Source organism: Sphingobacterium phlebotomi (assembly GCF_008180195.1).
Lineage (GTDB): Bacteria > Bacteroidota > Bacteroidia > Sphingobacteriales > Sphingobacteriaceae > Sphingobacterium > Sphingobacterium phlebotomi.
On the sequence record NZ_VTAV01000003.1, the window covers coordinates 1 to 19,122 of the forward strand.

Genomic DNA, 19,122 nt, shown 5'->3' on the forward strand with positions numbered 1-19,122 from the left:
TGGTACTGCCGTAAAAGGTGGGAGAGTAGGTCGGTGCCGAATCCTATACAGGCCCCTGCAGTCATAACTGCAGGGGCTTTTTTGTTTTGTTATCACTCCTCATAGAACTCTATAAGGGATGCCATGTAGGTATCGTTCCAACCTTCTACAATATCATCAAAAGCTTCATCTGGAATATTGGTATGTTGTACTTCGAAAGAAGTACCTCTTTTATCTTCGTGTAGTTTAATGGTGACAATAGAAGCTTCCTCTTGCTCCCCGAAATACCATTGTTGTACAATTTTTTTATAAGGATCGAGTTGTATAAATCTTCCTGTAATAGTTCCATCCCACATGGAGAACTCTCCTCCTTCCTGTAAATCTATCTGTACCCCGTCTCCTGTCCAAAGCCGAATGGTGATTTCTGTTGTCAAGGCCTTATAAATATCCTCCGGCGGAGCAGGTACGATATAATATTTTTTAAAATTCTTCATGCTGTTTAATTTACTTATTCTATTTCTATCTATTTTGTGATTCCCTGCTTATTATGGTAAATTTACAGAGAATTAAACGATAAATCGATGAGTAATTTTCTACCGAATGAACTTGTTAAACGATTAAACGAGCAAGAGGGATTTGACTCCGCAGCTTTCAACAAAGTACATGAACAAGGGGATAAGATTACCTCTATTCGCTTGAATTCACTAAAACAAGATAGTGCTCCATTTGAAAACGTGAACCTTGTGCAATGGTGTGACAAGGGATATTATCTCGCCGAACGTCCCATTTTTACATTAGATCCTTTATATCATGCAGGATGTTATTATGTACAGGAAGCCTCTTCGATGTTTATAGCACACATTTTAAAGGAAATTGGCCTTGAAAATAGTGTTACAAGAGCTTTAGATCTATGTGCTGCACCCGGGGGTAAATCTACCTTATTGACGAGTTATTTAGGAAACGAAAGTTTAGTAGTATCCAATGAGGTAATTAAATCGCGGGCTAATATTTTGGCGGATAATATGGTTCGTTGGGGTACGGCAAATGTCGTCGTAACAAACAATGATCCTTCTGCATTTAATCGCTTACCTGGGTACTTCGATCTATTATTGATTGATGCACCATGCTCGGGTTCCGGAATGTTTCGTAAAGATCATGAAACAATAGATGAATGGTCTTTAGCTAATGTTAAGTTATGTAGCGACCGGCAAAAGAGGATTCTTGCAGAATCTTTGAATTCGCTGATTACGGATGGATATTTAATATATTCTACATGTTCCTATTCTAAAGAAGAAAATGAAGATATATTGGATTGGATTTTGAATGAATATGCATTTGAGTCTATTCCAATTGCCCTCGATTCCGATTGGGGTATTGAAGAGACGCAATCGACAAAACATCAAGCCTCCGGGTATCGTTTTTATCCCCATAAAGTAAAGGGAGAAGGTTTTTTTGTTGCTGTATTGCAGAAAAAAGAGAACCAATCTTCGTTTAGCCGAAAGAAAATAAAATTTGAAAAAAACGTCGTGCCATCGAAAATAGTTTCAGATTGGGTAGAAGAGCGCCAAGATTATACACAATTTATGCACGGAGATTATATCCATATTTTTCCGAAAAACTACGAAGAAGATCTAAGATGGTTTCAACAAGTACTGTATATTAAGCAAGCTGGAACAAACATCGGAAAATGGACTGGTCGAGAGTTGTTGCCATCGCATGATCTGGCGTGTAGTATACATATAAGAACAGATTTGCCTGCGAAAGATGTAACGCTAGATGTAGCACTTCAATTTTTGCGAAAAGACAGTTTGGAAATAGTAGATTTTACAGCAGTAAAATTGGGTTGGTGTTTGATACAATATAAAGGAACAAATCTAGGATGGATTAAGATATTGTCTAATAGAATCAACAATTATTACCCCAAAGAAGTTCGAATTATGAATTTATAGCGGCTTGATGAGCGGCAATAAGAGTTACGATATCGTTGGCTACCTCTTTTTTACTTTTTAGTTCGAACTGTTGCATCCCCCCCTTGTTATCGATAACTGTAACTTTGTTAGTGTCTCCGGCAAAACCCGCTCCTTTGTCCTGCATAGAATTTAATACGATATAATCCAGATTCTTACGTTTTAGCTTGTCCTTTGCATTTTGAAGTTCGTTGTCTGTTTCCAGCGCAAATCCTACTAAGGTTTGTTTGGCTGTTTTCTTCTCTCCCAACGTCGCTAGAATATCTGTTGTTTTTTTCAGTGCTATTTCGAGATTTACGTCCTTTTTTTTGATTTTTTGTGATGCTACTTCAATCGGAGTATAATCTGCCACAGCGGCACTCATAACGATAATGTCTGAGGCTTCAAAATAAGTGGAGCAAGCCACCAGCATTTCTTGTGCTGACGTGACATCGTGTCGATTAACTTTGGGGGGGGTAGGAAGTTGGGTTGGACCGCTAATCAATGTTACCGTCGCGCCGAGCGATTGCAAAGCAGAAGCAATGGCGTATCCCATTTTTCCACTCGAATGATTTCCTATAAAACGAACGGGATCAATAGCCTCCTGAGTTGGACCAGCGGATACAAGTGCTTTCTTGCCTTTCAAGGGTAACGGACTATTAAAGAAATGTTGAATCTGTCGTAGCATTTCTTCCGGTTCGGCGAGCCGTCCTTCACCTATTAAGCCACTTGCAAGTTCTCCATTTCCGGGCGCAATCAACATGTTTCCGAATCGTAGAAGACGTTGGATATTTTCCTGCGTACTCGGGTGTAACCACATATCCAAATCCATTGCAGGAGCAAACATAACAGGACATTTGGCAGAGAGATAAGTTGCTAATAACAGATTGTCGCATCCTCCATAAGCCATTTTACTTAACGTATTGGCAGTAGCGGGAGCGATAAGCAGTAAATCCGCGTTAAGACCTAACGCTACGTGATTATTCCAAGTTTCTGTATGCCGATCAACGTAATTAGAAAGAACAGGGCGCTTCGATAGGGTAGCCAAGGTGAGTGGTGTGATGAACTCCTTGGCATCGGGTGTCATTAAAACCTGTACATTGGCATTTTCTTTGACTAAAAGACGTACAAGATATGCAATTTTGTATGCGGCGATACCACCGCATACACCAATTACTATATTTTTGTCCTTTAACGACATGCCGGAACAGACTATTCTTGCTCTTTGGCAGGGTTTCTAAAGTAGACTTTGTCGTTTAAAAACTCATCTATTGCTACAAGAGAGGGCTTAGGCATACGTTCGTAGTGCTTAGATATCTCTATCTGTTCACGGTTTTCAAAGACTTCCTCTAGATTATCATTGGTAGTTGCAAATTCCGCCAATTTACCATTCAATTCTTCTTTCACATCCACCGAAATTTGGTTGGCACGTTTGGCAACAACGACAATTGATTCATAAATGTTATTGGTGCCTTTGTCCAATTGTCTCAAATCACGTGTTACTGTTGATGAAGGAATAGAAGTATTTTTATGTTGACTCATCGTTAAAATGTATTATAAATTTCAAATTTAATTATTGTATTGCTGAAGTACTTTCTTGTACGGCCGCTTCTTCTTTAGTGATACCTAACTCTCGCTCGTGTTCTTCGCGCATTTTGTTTATTTCGTCCATGCGTCTCACCACATAAGCAATTTGTTTTTCGGCGCTGGAGCGTAAATCATCAGCTTCCTTTTTGTATTTACTCTGCGGATAGCTTTCCACAAATGATTGGTAATAATCAATTGCTTCATTAAATCGTGTCTCTTGTCTATAAGGCATACTGTTTTGTGCAAACAGATATTGTGATTTTAAAATCAAGAATTCAATTTCTTCTGCATATCGCGTATCCGGATATTGTCTAAGCATACTTTCGAAGGCGATTACAGCAGCTCGGTAATCATCTGGCTGGCCCATATCATAATACAATTTTGCATTTGCAAAAGCTTTTTGCTCCAGCTTATCGCGTAAATTTTGTATCAACTGTCCAGCTTCCTCTGCCCGTTCTCCATCCGGATAGAGATTTATAAACAGTTGAAGCTCGTCTATAGCTTTCCGGGTATTCTCTTGGTCAAGGGAAGGACGGGGGGAATCTACATAAAAGCAATATGCTGCCATAAAACGACACTCCTCCGCTCGAGGGCTGTTCGGATAAGTGGTAGCAAAACTTCTGAAGTGGTATCGTGCTGAAGTATAGTCCTTTAAACGATAGGCTGTGTAGGCTGTATAATAATAAAGATCTTCCGCTTCCGCTTGTCCCCGATATTTGGTTTGCAGATCTTCGAAAAGAATAATAGCTTTACTGTACTTTTTCTTTTCATACAGCTTGACCGCTTCTTGGTATTTCATTGCAATATTGTTGCTTGCGCGAAGCTTTTCAAACTTGCTCTTACAACCGCTTACCAAAACAATTAGCAGCAACCCTACCCATAATGCAACACTACGTCTATTTAAAAACATTTTACAAAGATACGTCAAATTCAAATAAGATTCAATTAAATTTTAGTAGCGCAATATAGCCGAATTTTACATGGAACCCTACTTAAACAAAGGAGTTTAACATTCTTTAACCGCGTTTTCTTTCTCTGTCAATGAAATGTTGAATTCCCGCCTATTATTACACTATAACAACGATAATTTTAATAAATTGCCTATATTTACAACATAAACAAAAGGGTTTAAAACAGAAATGACATTACAAGAGCGCGTAGAGCAGGCATTGGATACCATCCGTCCTTATTTGGAAACTGATGGGGGAAACGTCGTTGTAGAAGAAATCACTCCAGACAATGTCGTTAAATTGAAGCTGTTGGGAACCTGTGCAAACTGTTCCATGAGCATTATGACTTTTAAAGCAGGATTGGAGCAAGCGATAAAGAAAGCAGTTCCCGAAATCACCAGCGTAGAAGCCATCAATTTGACGGATATGAATGATCCGAATGCCATTAGTCCCATGTAAAAGGGACTTAACAAAAATTAACAGCCTTCTTGAAGGAAGATTGTATAAATTTGAAACATGGCGGGAAGATTTTATTATATATTCATCTTGATTTTTCTTCTCTCGTGGGTAACTTTATCAGCTCAAGAAAGGAAAATCGTGCAATTCAGCGGATTGATAAGTTCGGTGGGAGGCGAACTTCCTGTGCCTTTTGTTACGGTCACGAACATCAGTTATAACAGCCAAGTACATGCTGCCAATAACGAAGGTTTTTTCTCTTTTGTAGCTCATGTTGGTGACACAATCAGATTTACGTCCGTTGGTTTTGAGCCTGCGGAATTTGTTATTCCTGAAACGGCTTTAGATAAATTTACAGCCAAGATAAACATGAAAAGCCTGGTCATTGAGTTACCGGCGGTTATGCCTTTCCCTTGGGCTAGTATAGAGGAATTCAATATGGCATTTATGGCGTTGGATGTCAGTGATGATAACATATCCCGTATTCGGAACAGCCTTTCGCCCGAAGCTCTGGCGGCGCTATCGCAGGTGGTGCCAAGAAGTGCAGAAGAGATCCAGACATTTAACTCTATGCAGCGCCATATTAACATGTCCAATAAAACTATTAATCAGCGTTTTGCCAACCCGTTATTTAGTCCGTTTGCGTGGGGCTCTTTCATCAACTCAATCGTTAAGGGTGATTATAGTAGAAAGCGTCTCGAGTATTAATTAAGTTAGTCTACCGAGCGCATACTTGTATCTCTTTCTAATTCACGTACGCTGAGTAACGAAGAAATGTAAGAGACAAGAAGAGCAGCTAACATCACGGTAACAAACACCAGAACAAAATCCAGAGCACGTATATCAACAGGATAAATGTCCATAATGGGATTGACGTCTTCACCTGTACGAATAATGCCAAATCTTTTCTGCAATAAACAGAAGATAAATCCTACCCCGATACCTATGAGCCCACCGATGAATGCAATCATTACCCCCTCTAGAAAAAATATCCGTTGAATAAGTGTTTTGTCTGCACCGAGACTTGCCAATATCGTCATATCTTGTTTCTTATCGATGACCAACATCGTCAATGATCCAATAATATTAAATATAGCGATGATGCCAATCACGGTCAGGATAAAAAAGACAATCCATTTTTCCGAACGTACCGTTTTATATAATAAAGGGTTCTGCTGTTCTCTATTTTTTACGATAAAATCGTCGCCAAGATTTCGTTGTATCTCTTTTTGAAGGCTCGTTACGCGGCTAGAATCTTTCGTATAGATCTCTATAGCTGAAACATATTCATGCTCGTTGAGCAGTTCCTTTGCAAATGCAATAGGCGTAATAATAAGATCGTTGAATCCCGGTTCATAATGGAGAACACCGACAGGAGAAAGCTGACGAATGTTGATGTCATCCATCGGATTGATGCTTGTTCCTGACGCCCCTTTTCGAGGAGAGAAAAGTTGTATGTTGTTTTTAAAGTCGTCGATCGGAACACGTAGATTAGCCTGTATTTGAGCGCCGATTAGTGCTTTGGGAATACTATCTCGGACAATCTCCAGGCTCCCTGCATATAACATGCCTTGATGATCAATGTCTAAGAGGCTTTGCGGCTCCACCCCTTTAATCTGCGCTACAAATTGTTGGTTATCGTACTGAACAAGCACCTTATCTTCTAATATCTCTGAATAACTCTGAATATCGTCGCTTTTGCGCAAGTCTCCAAATACCTGTGGATTAGCGTCGAATACTTTACCCTGTGCTGGTTCGATACGAAGTTCGGGAGCAAACGTACTATATAGAGACAGGATGAGATTCTCCATGCCGTTGTAAAAGGATAAAACAATAACCAATGCAGCGCTGCTCACTAACACACCGATGACACTGATCGCCGATATGATGTTGATTGCGTTTACCGATTTCTTGGAGAATAAGTAGCGTTTTGCAAAAAAGAGAGATAGCTTCATGTTTTTTGTCCCCTGACAAATGGATTGGTTTCTTTCTCAAATCCTATCGTGGTTGAAGGGCCGTGTCCCGGGTAAACTATCGTTTCATCGGGCAACACGTACATTTTTTGTTGGATATTATCGAGCAACTGTTGATGATTGCCACCAGGTAAATCTGTTCGCCCTATACTGTTGCGGAAAAGTACGTCTCCTCCTATCACGAAACCATCTTGAGCAGAATAGAAACAAAGATGTGCTGGCGAATGCCCTGGAACAAATAAGAGACCAAGTGTGTGTTTTCCGATCTCTACTGCTTGACCCTCCTCTAAAAATGTTTCGGGAATGGGTGATGTTTCATATCGAAAGCCATACATAGGCGCCATATTTTGAACGGCTACGAGCACGGGTACTTCTCCTTCATGAAATTGCGGAATCAAGCCGTATTTCTCAAATATGAAATGGTTTCCTAATACATGGTCTATATGGCAATGTGTATTGTACAACGTAATAGGTTTCAAGTTATTTTGCTCGACAAAGGAAACGAAAGCGGCTTCCTCCTCGTAGTTGGACATGCCGGGATCAAAGATGGCACATAAACCGTTCTCATCGTATACAATATAGGTGTTTTCTTGAAAGGTGTTGAATATAAAAGAATGTACATTTAGCATACCATCAAAAATAGAAATTAATTTCTAACCTTCTTGATTCCAGATTTCCCAGTTCTTCTCTGCCTGAAAAATAAGCATTTCATGACCGTTTTTGATTACTGCACCACGCTCTTTTCCCCTCTTCAAGAAAGTAGTTTCTTCTGGGTTATATATTAAATCATATAGAAGGTGCGCAGAATCGATTCCGCCATATGGAATGTTAGGAGCGTCTTCTACATTTGGGAAAGTTCCGACCGGAGAACAGTTGATGAGTAATTTATGTGAAGCGATAATGTCTTCCGTAAGATCGGCGTAGGTAAGGCCTCCGTTATTTCTACTCCGGCTGACGATTTTAAAGGAGATCCCGAGCTCACGTAATACATAAAAAACAGACTGCGCTGCACCTCCATTTCCAAAAATTAGGGCACTTGTATGCTGAGGTTTTAGAAGCGGTAGTAATGATTGTTTAAACCCGAATGCATCCGTATTGAATCCCTTGAGGTAAGGTCTTGCGCCCTGCCAACGTACCTGTATACAATTAACCGCATTGATCTCTGCGGCTTCTGGCGAAAACTCATTCAAAAATCGCATAACGTTACGCTTATGTGGAATCGTGACATTGAAGCCATAGAAACCCGGATCTCGTTCATATAACAGAGGGAAATTTAAAATATCCTCAATAGGATAAAGATCATAGTGAATATCGGTGATATTTTCGCGTTCAAATTTTTCGAGATAATACTTTTTTGAAAAAGAATGCGAAAGGGGATAGCCGATTAGTCCGAGTTTCTTCATGAGTTTTTATACTTGTTGATGATGTCGACGATAATCTTGTTACCCTGTAATTGTGGTAAATAATCGAACAAAATGTGGAATTTATCCGGGTTAGTTGATAACCCCAATTCCAGAAAGTTCAACGCCTCGTTATATTTCCCGTGCGCAAATAGATAAGCAACTAACCTATAATACAGTTCAGATGCCTCCGGATTCTGCTTGATGGCATCTGCTATAACATCGATAGCTTCTGCATATTTCCCCTGTTCAAAATAAATGGAAGAAAAATCTAGCCAAGCCTCCACGTCTGTGGGATTAAGCTGGACCACTTTATTATAAGCAAATTCAGATTCTTCAAATTGTTTTAGTTTATATCGAGCATCAGCGATAGCAAACCAATAATCTGGATTACTATCTTCTAACTCCAATGCTTTTTTATAAAAATGGAGCGACTCAAAATATCGGTCATCAAAATCTAAGGTCACGCCAATTCCAAACCAGGCATCTGCGAGAAGTGGGTCAAGTTTAACTGCTTTTTTATAATTTTCCCGGGCTTCATCCATCTGCTCTAGTTTTTCATAACATTCGCCTATGGCACAATACACATCGGCAGTGGGGCGTTCGTATTCAAAAGTTTGTTTATAAACGTTGACGGCCTCTGTATATTTTTGTAAGTTGACAAGCACATTACCCTTATTAAAGTAAGCTGGAACAAAAGATTCATTGATAAGGATGGCGTAATCATAAGCGTCTATCGCATCCTCAAAGTTGTCCATTCGTTCATATACCAGTCCCAGATTAAACCATGCGGCATAAGCGTACGGGTCAGAATCTATATACGATTTATAGAAGGTTACACTTTCTTCCGGCCTATCTACGATTTCATAGCAAAAAGCCAATGCATGAAGTGCATCATCATTTTCCATATTTGCCTCGAGGGATTTTTTAAGGTATGCTATTGCCTTTTCGTACTCTCCCTTGATTTGATACAGCTCGGCTATCTGGAAATAGGCTTCGGCAGAATCCTCTCCCAATTCAATGGCATAAAGGAAAAGTTGTTCCCCCTCTTCCACATCACCTTGCAATAGTGCAATATTCCCTTTTAAGAGGAACGCTTCTCCGCTATTAGGCTCTAATATAGTAGCCTTATCTAACTCTTCCAAGGCCTTTTCGAATTGACTTGTCCGCAAAAAAAGCTGTGCTTTCTTGAGCAGGAAGGTCGACTCGTAAGGATGTTGGCTTTTAGCATATTCCGCCACTTGGAGAGCCTTGATGGGATCGTCTTTGTCCGTATAGTATTCAATGATACTTTCGAAGGCCTTTGCATCAAAGAAATATTGATCTTGATTACGAAGCATCTCCTCATATCTGTCTACAGACAGTCTTTGTTCTTCAGGTGAGCCAAATTCGAAATCTTCTTCCATATCACTCCTTTCATTTTTCTATAAGTGTTGTCTCTCCTCCACAACTCCTCACCACAGAAGAAATTTATGAAGAAAATGTGAGAACTAATGATTTTGTTTTCCACATTTTCACACGTAGTTCTGCAAAGATAGCGTAAATTATTGATAATAAACAGAAAAGCCGACCCCTTATACAGGGTCGGCTTTTATCATTGATAATTCTTTGTTAAGAAGAATTCCTTATTTTACTTTGATCTCAACACGACGGTTTTGGATACGACCTTCTTCTGTTGCATTAGATGCTACAGGATTGTCTTCACCGTAACCAGTTGCTGTAACGCTTGAAGCAGAAACACCAGCGTTAACTAGGTATTGTTTAACTGCGTTAGCACGGTCATTAGATAAGTTCAAGTTATAAGCTTCAGTACCTTCAGCAGAAGCATAACCATCTAAGTTTGCAGAAGAATTGTTATCGCGCAATTCTTTAGCTAATTTATCTAAAGTTGAGTAAGATTCAGTTTTCAATACAGAGCTATCAAACTCGAATTGAATAGGAGAATAGTAAGCGCCTTGTGTAGCATTATTTTGTACTACTGGCTCTGGGAATTTGATAGGACATCCTGAACCATCAACTGGAGTACCAGCAGGCGTGTTAGGACATTTATCGAATTTGTCAGATACACCATCACCATCAGAGTCTTTGCTCAATTGATCAACAGTTCCTTCTAATGTAGATACACGTTGTTTTAATGCTTCAACTTCGTTACGCAATGAAGGATCTTTCAACTCGTCGTACAATGTAGAAACAGGGTTTGCAAACGTTAAGTTTTCTTTATCACGAGAACCTAAAGTGAACTCTAAACCACCGTAAACATTGGAGAACCGTTGTTTACGATCTCCTTGTCTGCTTGGTCCGTACAACAAAGCCTCGTCGGTGAAGTTCATGGTGTAACCTAAGTTCAAAGCGACAACTTCAGATAATCTGAATTTAACACCAACACCAACTGGCACATACATACCTAGGCGAAAGTCTCTATCTCCTGTAGCGTCACGATCACCGAAGATTTCTGAACCCCAGCTACCTTTGTTATCATAAACTACAGACCCGCCGAATTCGTTGTTTGCGTATTGAACAGGGTTGTAAGCCAAAACACCTAAACCTACTTTAGCATAGAAGTTAACGGCATTTTCTCTTCTCAAGAAATCGATTGTACCCAATTGGAATACACCATTCAAGCTACCAGCCCAGTTAACTTCAGTCTCAGCAGATTGTGCTAAGTTTCCATTGCTACCTGAACCATTTTCGAAAGCAGGGCCAGATACGTTGTGGTTATACGTTTTGATTTTACCACGGTTACCTTCCAACTCTAGACCGAATAAGTGAGAGAATTGTTTACGGATAGTTAAACCGTAGTACTCACCTACTTTGTTTTGGAAATAACCAACTTGTTGACCAAAAGCATTGTTACCACCGATAAGTGCGTTAGGTGTAGTAATACCACCCTGCAGACCGATAGACCAAGTTCTGTATTGTGATCTTCCACCAAATACAGTTGGAGTTTGCGCTTGTGCGTGCTCAGCAAAGCCTAATGCGGCTACTAAAGACGCTGCAACAGCTGTTTTTTTAATTGTAGAATAGTTCATACTCTTGTTTTTAAGGTTATTAAAAAATTTTAAATTGTTTCCCTTTTTCAAATTTAACATAACATTAACAATAACGATGCCAAAAAAAGTGAGCGTGTTAAAATTTTATGTTAAGGCGTAAATTTGTTGTTCCTCAACGAAATTGCCCGCGTAAAAGTATAGATATTATTTAGAATACCCAAATTTTTCAATTTTTTTTATCTGATTATCAATAAAAGCATACAGTTTGTAGTGTATCCTTTACAACTATAGGATAAAATGGATAATCGCAAGGGTTATTCCGCCTAATATTGCGCTCACCGGAATCGTCAATATCCATGCCCATAATAAACTAATGGTAACCCCCCAACGTACCGCCGATACCCGCTTTACTACACCTACACCGATAATCGAACCTGTAATTGTATGGGTGGTAGATACTGGAATTCCAAAGTGTTCAGTTATCCCTAGCGTAGCAGCACCAGCAGTTTCCGCCGCGACACCTTCCAATGGCGTTACTTTCGTAATTTTGGTACCCATGGTTTTTACGATTTTCCATCCCCCACTCATTGTCCCCGCGGCGATTGCGGCGTAACAGGATAGCGGTACCCAAGCCGGCATAGCTTCAAAATTCGGGATTACCTGCTCCGCAATCAAGGCTGTAGCAATGATACCCATTACCTTCTGTGCGTCATTCCCCCCATGGGCAAAGCTTAATCCGGCCGACGATATTAACTGCCCCACCTTAAACCATTTTTCCGCCGTTGCTGGCCGGGCCGTCTTCGCAATATTCATAATAATTAAGGTAATGATGACCGAGATAATCATACCGATCACGGGCGCTAGCACAATAAATGCAGCTATAGTAACGATAGCACTGTGATTTATGGCTGTAATCGGATTAGCGCCCATAAACCAGGCGTAGGCCATTCCAGATCCCGCAAATCCGCCAATAAGGGTGTGTGATGAACTAGAGGGTACGCCGTAGTACCAGGTAAAAAGATTCCAGGAAATAGCAGCTACCAATCCGGCGAATATAACCTCTAGTGTAATATACTCTTCCAGGACGGTTTTGGCAATCGTGTTGGCTACTTTATGGTCTGTAAAATAAAAATAAGCGGCGAAATTCCATATCGCGGCCCACAGTACAGCCATAAAAGGTGTTAATACTTTGGTTGATACAACTGTTGCGATGGAGTTGGCGGCATCATGGAAACCATTGATATAGTCGAATGCGATAGCCAGAATGACAACGACGATCAATAAAGTGGAAATCATCATAATATGTTATGCTTTCTTAATGCTAGAATATTAAGCATTTTTAACTAATATACTTTCTAATACGTTTGCTACGTCTTCACATTTGTCGGTTGCATCTTCCATAGCGGAAAGCACCTCTTTCGTTTTAATCAATGTTATAGCATCTTTTTCGTATTCGAATAGTTCACTAACAGCCTTGTCGAAAATGTAATCAGCCTTGTTTTCTACACTATTGATCCGCACACAAGAATCGGTGATGTTACGAATATTTTTAAGATCTCTTAATTCGTTAAGTGCTTTTGCAACATGTTCAGTTGCTTCCAAAATTAGGTCTGCTATTTCTTTCATCGCTTGGCTTGGCAGTCCCACCTTATATAGCTCCATACGGTTGGACGCGCCTTGTATAAAGTCGGCAACATCGTCCAATGAGCTCGCTAGTGAGTGTATATCTTCACGATCAAAAGGTGTGATGAAATTTTTTCCTAATTCTAGGTGGATTTGATGCGTGATATCGTCCCCCTTGTGCTCAAGGTCTTCGATCTTTTTGTTCAGTTCTGCGCGTCTAGCCAAGTCGGTAATGTAAACAGATTCTTGTAGTGCTTTTGCCATTTCAATAAGGTTTGCGCCTGCTTGTTCAAACAAAGGAAAAAACTTTTTATCCTTTGGAACGAAATACTGAAAGATGCTATTTAAAGACATAGTGTTTGAATTTATGCAAAAATATGAATGAAATGTTAAGTTAATGTTAAGTTTGAAATGTTTATCATATGTTAGCTATGTTTAGGCTGTTCTAATGTAAATCCGAATGTCGTACCGATGCCCTCTGTACTACGTACGTTAACATTCTGTTCATGAGCCTCAATAATATGCTTTACAATAGCTAACCCAAGTCCCGACCCGCCGACTTCACGAGATCGGCTAGCGTCTGTGCGGTAAAAGCGTTCAAATACACGCGAGAGATTTTTTTCATCGATACCTATGCCGTTGTCTGTTACTTCTACCAAAACCTGTTCGAATAAAGGGAAAATCGAGACGCTACTCATTCCATCCTTTTTGCCGTATTTAATGGAATTATCTAACAAATTGATAAGTACTTGCTGGACACGCTTGCGATCCCCTTTAACGATGATGGGGTGATTTAACTTGCCCGTGAATCGAATACGAATGCCATGTTGTTTTGCTTTTCCCTCTAAATCCTCGATACATTCCTTGATAAGTGTCACGATATCGAAATTTTCTATTGTTAAAGAGATAATACCCGTCTCTAATTTGGATATTTCGTCCAGATCCTGTATTAAATAGCTGAGACGGTCAAGATTGCGGGCGGCTTTTTCCAGAAAGTTTTTGGCTATTTCAGGATCATCATCTATTAAACCGTCCTGCATCGTTTCAACATACCCCTGGGTCGCAAACAACGGGGTTTTAAATTCATGAGAAATATTGGAAAGAAATTCTTTACGGAATTTGGCCTGTTCTCTTAGTTTGTCAAGTTCGGATATACGCTGCTTGGCCCAATCTTGTACTTCCCTTTCTGCATCACGGATAGGATCATCCGTTATTTGTTCGCCCAATGCATCCTTAAGACCTTTTCCTAACTTTAGATTACGGATAAGCTTGTACACATTTCGGATCCTTTGGTAGATAAACCGTTCGAATAAGTTGAGTAAGATGATATAACAGAGAAGGGCGACCGTAACAAACATCAACAGTGCTACGGTTGGGCTTCCTCTATGAAAATAATCAATCGCAGCAGCTAGAAGCCCGATACTGCTTGATATGAGAAGAGTAAAGATGCTCAGATTCATGAAACTTCCTATAAAGAGCATCTAAAGTACGAAACCTACAGCAATTTGTATTATATTTTTGCGATTACTGTTTTTCCACCCACGACTTTATCGCCGATATTCACCGTTACTTCCGTATCTAATGGCAAAAATAAATCCACGCGTGAGCCAAATTTGATAAATCCAAACTCCTCTCCTTGTACCACGGTATCGTTTTCTTTCACATACCATACTATGCGCCGCGCCATAGCGCCTGCGATCTGCCGGAATAGCACCTCCACATGAGATTGATTTTTTACGACAACGGTCGTTCTTTCGTTATCGGTGGACGATTTCGGATGCCACGCTACCAAAAATTTCCCTGGGTGGTATTTAAAATAAGAGACTATACCGCTAATAGGATTGCGGTTGACATGAACATTTATAGGAGACATAAAAATAGAAACCTGTATCCTCCGATCATGAAAGTACTCCGTCTCTTCTGTTTCTTCGATAACCACGACTTTCCCATCTGCCGGGCAAAGAACGATTTGTTCGTCCGGTGTAATCCGCTTGATAGGACTTCTGAAAAATTGCAGAATGGCAATAAGCAGAAATGCCGAAAGGGCGTATAAAAACCATTTAAGGTAAACGGACGCATCGTAATAGTCGGCTAGTGCATTAATTACGAAAACAAACAATACAACGATTGCCAAACTGGTGTATCCTTCTTTGTGGAATTTCATCTCGAATGGGTAAACTTTTTTGCAAATATAGGATACTTCGGCGAAATCAGCTAAGGTTGTTTTTCCCTTACAATCCGAAAGCTATGAAAATGAAACTGTCCAGCATCGTTGATACTTAGGTTGCCATAAACCGTCAGGGTATCTGCTATGGCGTTCCCCTCTTGATCGAGGGAAGGAAAATAAAATGGGATTTCGTTAATCACCATCTCCAAGTAACGGTTTAGTTTTTTGGTGGTTAACGAGTCTTTCAATGTAACAAAAGTCGGGGTGCCTTCTTGGTCCAATGATACTTCGTAGCTAAACTTATCTTCTATGTTCGTTAACGTTTGGCTACTTCTCAGCATAGCACTAAACTTCTCTGATAAATAGGTGTTGAATCCACTATGATCATCAAAGGTGCAAGGTTTAGACAATAACCTTTCGGCGGTATAGAAATACGACATCGGAATAAATGCCATTGGCGTCCGGTAGTTTGCATCCAAAAAAAGATTGTAGCCATCCGTCAGTACACCTGAATCGTCGAAAATCTCTTCCGTAAATAATATTTTCTTTTCGTTCTGGTCCACCATCTGGGTGGTCCAATATCCGCGAGGAACCCCATTCCTTATTCTTCCCTTTCGCTCAAAAAAAGGATAGCCATATTCATTATAAAATGCAAAAGGCATCCTAAATTCATAATTACCGTTCCCGTCCTTTATTCGTTGTCGCCCTCTTCTATCCCAAAAAGCCATAATTTTGACCGTCGCGTCATCATAATTAAGGGTTAGCATAGGTTTTCCATCTGGATAATAATATTTCCAATCTCCTATAGGTCTATCCTGCTCAAAGGTTACCTCCCATTTCAACGTGCCATCGGGATGATAGGCCTTAAACAGACCTTCTTTTACGCCTTGGTTATGGTAACCCGTGAGTATCACCGTTCCATTTCGGTCAAAATCCCGAAAGTCCGCATGAAATACATTCTTTTCCACCAGAAATTGCGATACACGTTCAATGGACTTAAACGCACAATCTTTGTCCACCAGGTAGTAATAGTCATCAAAATAAAACCGGACAAGACCCATGGGCGCTTTTTCGAACAGAGTCGTCGTTCCAGTCGTATCCGGCTGTTGCCCCCTAGTAAAGAGAGCAGTAAATAATAAGAGAAGAAATAACCCTGTTCGTTGCATATCTTTAATGTGCTTCCAACCAATTGTTACCAATACCTGCTTCTACTTCAATGGGCACCTGTAGCTCGATGGCATTTTTCATGCGCTCTGTAATGATGGAAGATAATTGTTCCACCTCTTCCTTCGGAACATCAAACACCAATTCATCATGTACCTGCATAATCATTTTGCCGGTTATCCCTTTTTCAACGATGTCCTGCTGAATATTGATCATGGCTATTTTTATCAAATCTGCTGCAGAGCCCTGTATAGGCGCATTGATCGCATTTCGTTCAGCGAAACCTCGAACCGTCATGTTTGCAGAATTGATGTCCCTCAAATAACGTCTACGTTTTAAAATAGTTTCCACATAACCATGTTCTTTGGCAAACTCGATGGCTTTTCGCATATACTCTTGAATCCCGGTATATTGGGAGAAATATTGTTCGATAATGGCGGCGGCATCTTTTCGTGGAATACCAAGGCTTTGTGAAAGACCAAAAGCAGACTGTCCATATATAATCCCGAAGTTGACCGCTTTAGCATTTCGACGCTGATCTGCGGTTACCTCTTCCAATGGTATTCCATAAACACGTGCAGCGGTGGCTCGGTGGATATCATGTCCGGCGGCGAAGGCATCCAGCATATTTTTGTCCTGACTGAGCGATGCCATCAAGCGAAGCTCGATTTGAGAGTAATCGGCAGATAAGAGTACATTCCCCGATTCTCGTGGAATAAACGCCTTCCGAACCTCACGTCCCCTCTCTGTCCGGATGGGAATGTTCTGTAGGTTCGGGTTTGTAGAGCTTAACCTTCCCGTCGCCGCAACGGCTTGGTTATAAGATGTATGTATTAATCCTGTTTCCGGATGGATTAGTCCGGGTAGGGCATCTACGTAGGTCGATCTTAATTTTTGTAGCTGTCGGAAATCAAGTATGTCCTTTACGATATCCGATTTGTGCGCTAATGCCAGCAGCACATCCTCGCCCGTCTTGTATTGGCCTGTTTTGGTTTTCTTGGCCTTAGGGTCGAGGTGCAATTTGTCAAAGAGTACCTCGCCTAGTTGTTTTGGGGACGCGATGTTGAATTGTACGCCCGCTTTTTCGTATATAACTTGTTCCAGTCGCTTAATATCCTCATCGAGCAATAAGGAGAATGTCTTTAACGTATTCACGTCGATTTTTACACCGTTTTTTTCGATTTCAGCAAGGACATAGATCAGTGGAAATTCGACTTCCTCCGCGAGGCGCAAGGTATATGTTTCCGCTAACAAAGGCTTTAATACCTCGTGTAGCTGCCAGGTAATGTCGGCGTCTTCGCCCGCATACTCCACCACTTTTTCTACCGCAACATCCCGCATGTTAGCCTGTTTTTTACCTCTTGGACCGATGAGTTCCGTGATCGAAACCGGCGTGTACCCCAAATAATTCTCCGCCAGAACGTCCATGTTATGGCGTGTATCCGGATCGATGAGATAATGCGCTATCATCGTGTCAAATAGGGGGCCTTGTACACGAACCCCATAGCGAGATAATAAAAGAATATCGTATTTTAGATTCTGTCCTACTTTTTCAATGCGCGGATCTTCAAAGACACCCTTAAAAATATTAACGATAGCCTGAGCGACGGTATGGTCCGTCGGCGTTGGTACGTAATAAGCTTTGCCTTTTTCAAAAGAAAAAGAAAAGCCGACGATATCGGCAGATAACGCGTCGACGGAAGTTGTTTCTGTATCGAAGCAAAATTTCGATAGTGCAGCCAATTGTTTAGCGAGGTTTTGTTGCTTTTCTTCGGTGTCCACCAAAAGGTATTCGTGTGGCGTGTTGTGGATGTTTAAACCCGCCACGACTGGCTCTATAGGTGCCACGGCAGAGGTTACCGCCGGTTCGGGTTGAGCCGTTGCAAATAAATCCATCTGACCGGACGGATTTTTGGCAGCACTTTCCACGATATTGTAGTCATCACCAAATACCCTTTTGCCTAGTGTCCGGAATTCCAGCTCGGCGAAAAGAGGCTCCAATTGTTCTCGATCAGGCTCTTCTATTGCCAATAGCTTCTCCTCCAATTCTACCGGTACATCCAGTAAGATAGTGGCTAGTTTTTTCGATATAAGACCCTGTTCGGCGAAATTCTCTACATTTTCCCGTTGCTTACCTTTCAGTTCATGGCTATTTGCGATAAGGTTTTCTATCGAACCATATTGTTGAACGAGTTTCTTTGCCGTCTTTTCACCTATACCGGGAATCCCTGGGATATTATCTACAGCATCACCCCAGAGCCCGAGAATGTCAATCACTTGTAATACATCCGATATTTCCCATTTTTCCAAAATTTCAGGCACCCCCAAAACTTCTGCCCCGTTGCCCATGCGGGCAGGTTTGTAAATAAATATTTGGTCAGATACCAACTGCCCGAAATCTTTATCAGGTGTCATACAATAGACGGTAAATCCCGCGCTTTCCGCTTTTTTTGCCAACGTTCCAATAATATCATCCGCTTCATAACCATCTCTCGTAATAATGGGAATATTGAATCCCTCGATAAGACGGAAGATATAAGGAATAGATTTCGCCAGATCTTCCGGCATAGCTTCCCGTTGTGCTTTATAGGCCTCGAATTCAAGATGCCGATTCGTAGGCGCCTCTGTGTCGAATACCACTGCAATATGCGTAGGCCTTTGGTTCTTCAAAACTTCCAATAAGGTATTGGTAAAGCCCATAATAGCGCCTGTATTCAGTCCGTAGGAAGTCAAGCGAGGCACTTTGCTCAACGCGAAGTAAGCCCTATATATCAAGGCCATGCCATCTAGCAGAAATAATTTTTTCACCATATAACAAAAGTAGGTTTTCTTTTTTTTCCGCAAAAAGAAAACCTACTTTTGTTATATGATCATATCTAAACATATT

Annotated in this window: 18 protein-coding genes; 3 read left to right on the forward strand and 15 right to left on the reverse strand. The window is 40.7% G+C overall.

Annotated features, from left to right (window positions below; translation table 11 throughout):
* Nucleotides 1-92: 92 nt before the first annotated feature.
* Nucleotides 93-473: an SRPBCC domain-containing protein gene (locus tag FXV77_RS06355; RefSeq protein ID WP_148918389.1), complete on the reverse strand. Its 381-nt coding sequence runs from the start codon at nucleotides 471-473 to the stop codon at nucleotides 93-95.
* A gap of 87 nt (nucleotides 474-560) precedes the next feature.
* Here FXV77_RS06355 and FXV77_RS06360 point away from each other — a divergent pair, with 87 nt between their 5' ends.
* Entirely contained in the window at nucleotides 561-1,928 is a 1,368-nt protein-coding gene (locus tag FXV77_RS06360) for a methyltransferase RsmF C-terminal domain-like protein (RefSeq protein WP_148918390.1), read from the forward strand.
* On the opposite strand, the gene coaBC is transcribed toward FXV77_RS06360, so the two are convergent.
* Genes coaBC through FXV77_RS06375 form a run of 3 tightly spaced genes read right to left on the reverse strand, consistent with a single transcriptional unit; the run spans nucleotide 1,915 to nucleotide 4,422 of the window.
* Nucleotides 1,915-3,126, reverse strand: coding sequence for a bifunctional phosphopantothenoylcysteine decarboxylase/phosphopantothenate--cysteine ligase CoaBC (gene coaBC, locus FXV77_RS06365; RefSeq protein WP_148918391.1), 1,212 nt, complete (start codon nucleotides 3,124-3,126; stop codon nucleotides 1,915-1,917). The genes FXV77_RS06360 and coaBC overlap by 14 nt on opposite strands.
* Nucleotides 3,127-3,137: 11 nt before the next feature.
* A complete protein-coding gene (locus FXV77_RS06370; RefSeq protein WP_148918392.1) occupies nucleotides 3,138-3,467 on the reverse strand; it encodes a DNA-directed RNA polymerase subunit omega in 330 nt (109 codons plus the stop codon).
* 31 nt (nucleotides 3,468-3,498) lie between these two features.
* Nucleotides 3,499-4,422, reverse strand: coding sequence for an outer membrane protein assembly factor BamD (locus FXV77_RS06375; RefSeq protein ID WP_148918393.1), 924 nt, complete (start codon nucleotides 4,420-4,422; stop codon nucleotides 3,499-3,501).
* Nucleotides 4,423-4,651: 229 nt separating this feature from the next.
* Between FXV77_RS06375 and FXV77_RS06380 the strand changes: the two genes are divergently transcribed.
* Both FXV77_RS06380 and FXV77_RS06385 read left to right on the forward strand, forming a co-directional pair.
* Nucleotides 4,652-4,921, forward strand: a complete 270-nt coding sequence (locus tag FXV77_RS06380) for a NifU family protein (protein WP_130142817.1) — start codon at nucleotides 4,652-4,654, stop codon at nucleotides 4,919-4,921.
* A gap of 57 nt (nucleotides 4,922-4,978) precedes the next feature.
* Complete coding sequence (locus FXV77_RS06385) at nucleotides 4,979-5,626, forward strand: peptidase associated/transthyretin-like domain-containing protein (RefSeq protein ID WP_148918394.1); 648 nt, start codon at nucleotides 4,979-4,981, stop codon at nucleotides 5,624-5,626.
* 5 nt (nucleotides 5,627-5,631) lie between these two features.
* Here the strand turns inward: FXV77_RS06385 and FXV77_RS06390 are convergent, their stop codons facing one another.
* The 11 genes from FXV77_RS06390 to polA all read right to left on the reverse strand — a co-directional run bounded on the left by FXV77_RS06390 (nucleotide 5,632) and on the right by polA (nucleotide 19,043).
* Nucleotides 5,632-6,873: an FtsX-like permease family protein gene (locus tag FXV77_RS06390; protein ID WP_148918395.1), complete on the reverse strand. Its 1,242-nt coding sequence runs from the start codon at nucleotides 6,871-6,873 to the stop codon at nucleotides 5,632-5,634.
* A complete protein-coding gene (locus FXV77_RS06395; protein ID WP_148918396.1) occupies nucleotides 6,870-7,520 on the reverse strand; it encodes an MBL fold metallo-hydrolase in 651 nt (216 codons plus the stop codon). Before FXV77_RS06395 ends, FXV77_RS06390 begins: the two co-directional genes overlap by 4 nt.
* 24 nt (nucleotides 7,521-7,544) lie before the next feature.
* The gene (locus tag FXV77_RS06400) at nucleotides 7,545-8,294 is read right to left on the reverse strand and encodes a shikimate dehydrogenase family protein (RefSeq protein WP_148918397.1); all 750 of its coding nucleotides are present in this window, start codon (nucleotides 8,292-8,294) and stop codon (nucleotides 7,545-7,547) included.
* Nucleotides 8,291-9,697, reverse strand: coding sequence for a tetratricopeptide repeat protein (locus tag FXV77_RS06405; protein ID WP_148918398.1), 1,407 nt, complete (start codon nucleotides 9,695-9,697; stop codon nucleotides 8,291-8,293). Before FXV77_RS06405 ends, FXV77_RS06400 begins: the two co-directional genes overlap by 4 nt.
* A gap of 219 nt (nucleotides 9,698-9,916) precedes the next feature.
* Nucleotides 9,917-11,380, reverse strand: coding sequence for an OmpA family protein (locus tag FXV77_RS06410; RefSeq protein ID WP_394344137.1), 1,464 nt, complete (start codon nucleotides 11,378-11,380; stop codon nucleotides 9,917-9,919).
* 186 nt (nucleotides 11,381-11,566) lie between these two features.
* Entirely contained in the window at nucleotides 11,567-12,577 is a 1,011-nt protein-coding gene (locus FXV77_RS06415; RefSeq protein WP_148918700.1) for an inorganic phosphate transporter, read from the reverse strand.
* Nucleotides 12,578-12,610: 33 nt separating this feature from the next.
* Nucleotides 12,611-13,258 (reverse strand): DUF47 domain-containing protein, encoded by a 648-nt coding sequence (locus tag FXV77_RS06420; protein WP_148918399.1) that lies wholly within the window; start codon nucleotides 13,256-13,258, stop codon nucleotides 12,611-12,613.
* A 71-nt stretch (nucleotides 13,259-13,329) separates the two neighbouring features.
* Nucleotides 13,330-14,364: a sensor histidine kinase gene (locus FXV77_RS06425; protein WP_148918400.1), complete on the reverse strand. Its 1,035-nt coding sequence runs from the start codon at nucleotides 14,362-14,364 to the stop codon at nucleotides 13,330-13,332.
* A 50-nt stretch (nucleotides 14,365-14,414) separates the two neighbouring features.
* Nucleotides 14,415-15,068, reverse strand: a complete 654-nt coding sequence (locus FXV77_RS06430) for a phosphatidylserine decarboxylase family protein (protein ID WP_148918401.1) — start codon at nucleotides 15,066-15,068, stop codon at nucleotides 14,415-14,417.
* Nucleotides 15,069-15,118: 50 nt separating this feature from the next.
* A complete protein-coding gene (locus FXV77_RS06435) occupies nucleotides 15,119-16,237 on the reverse strand; it encodes a toxin-antitoxin system YwqK family antitoxin (protein WP_148918402.1) in 1,119 nt (372 codons plus the stop codon).
* A 4-nt stretch (nucleotides 16,238-16,241) separates the two neighbouring features.
* Nucleotides 16,242-19,043 (reverse strand): DNA polymerase I, encoded by a 2,802-nt coding sequence (gene polA / locus FXV77_RS06440; RefSeq protein WP_148918701.1) that lies wholly within the window; start codon nucleotides 19,041-19,043, stop codon nucleotides 16,242-16,244.
* Nucleotides 19,044-19,122 lie beyond the last annotated feature (79 nt).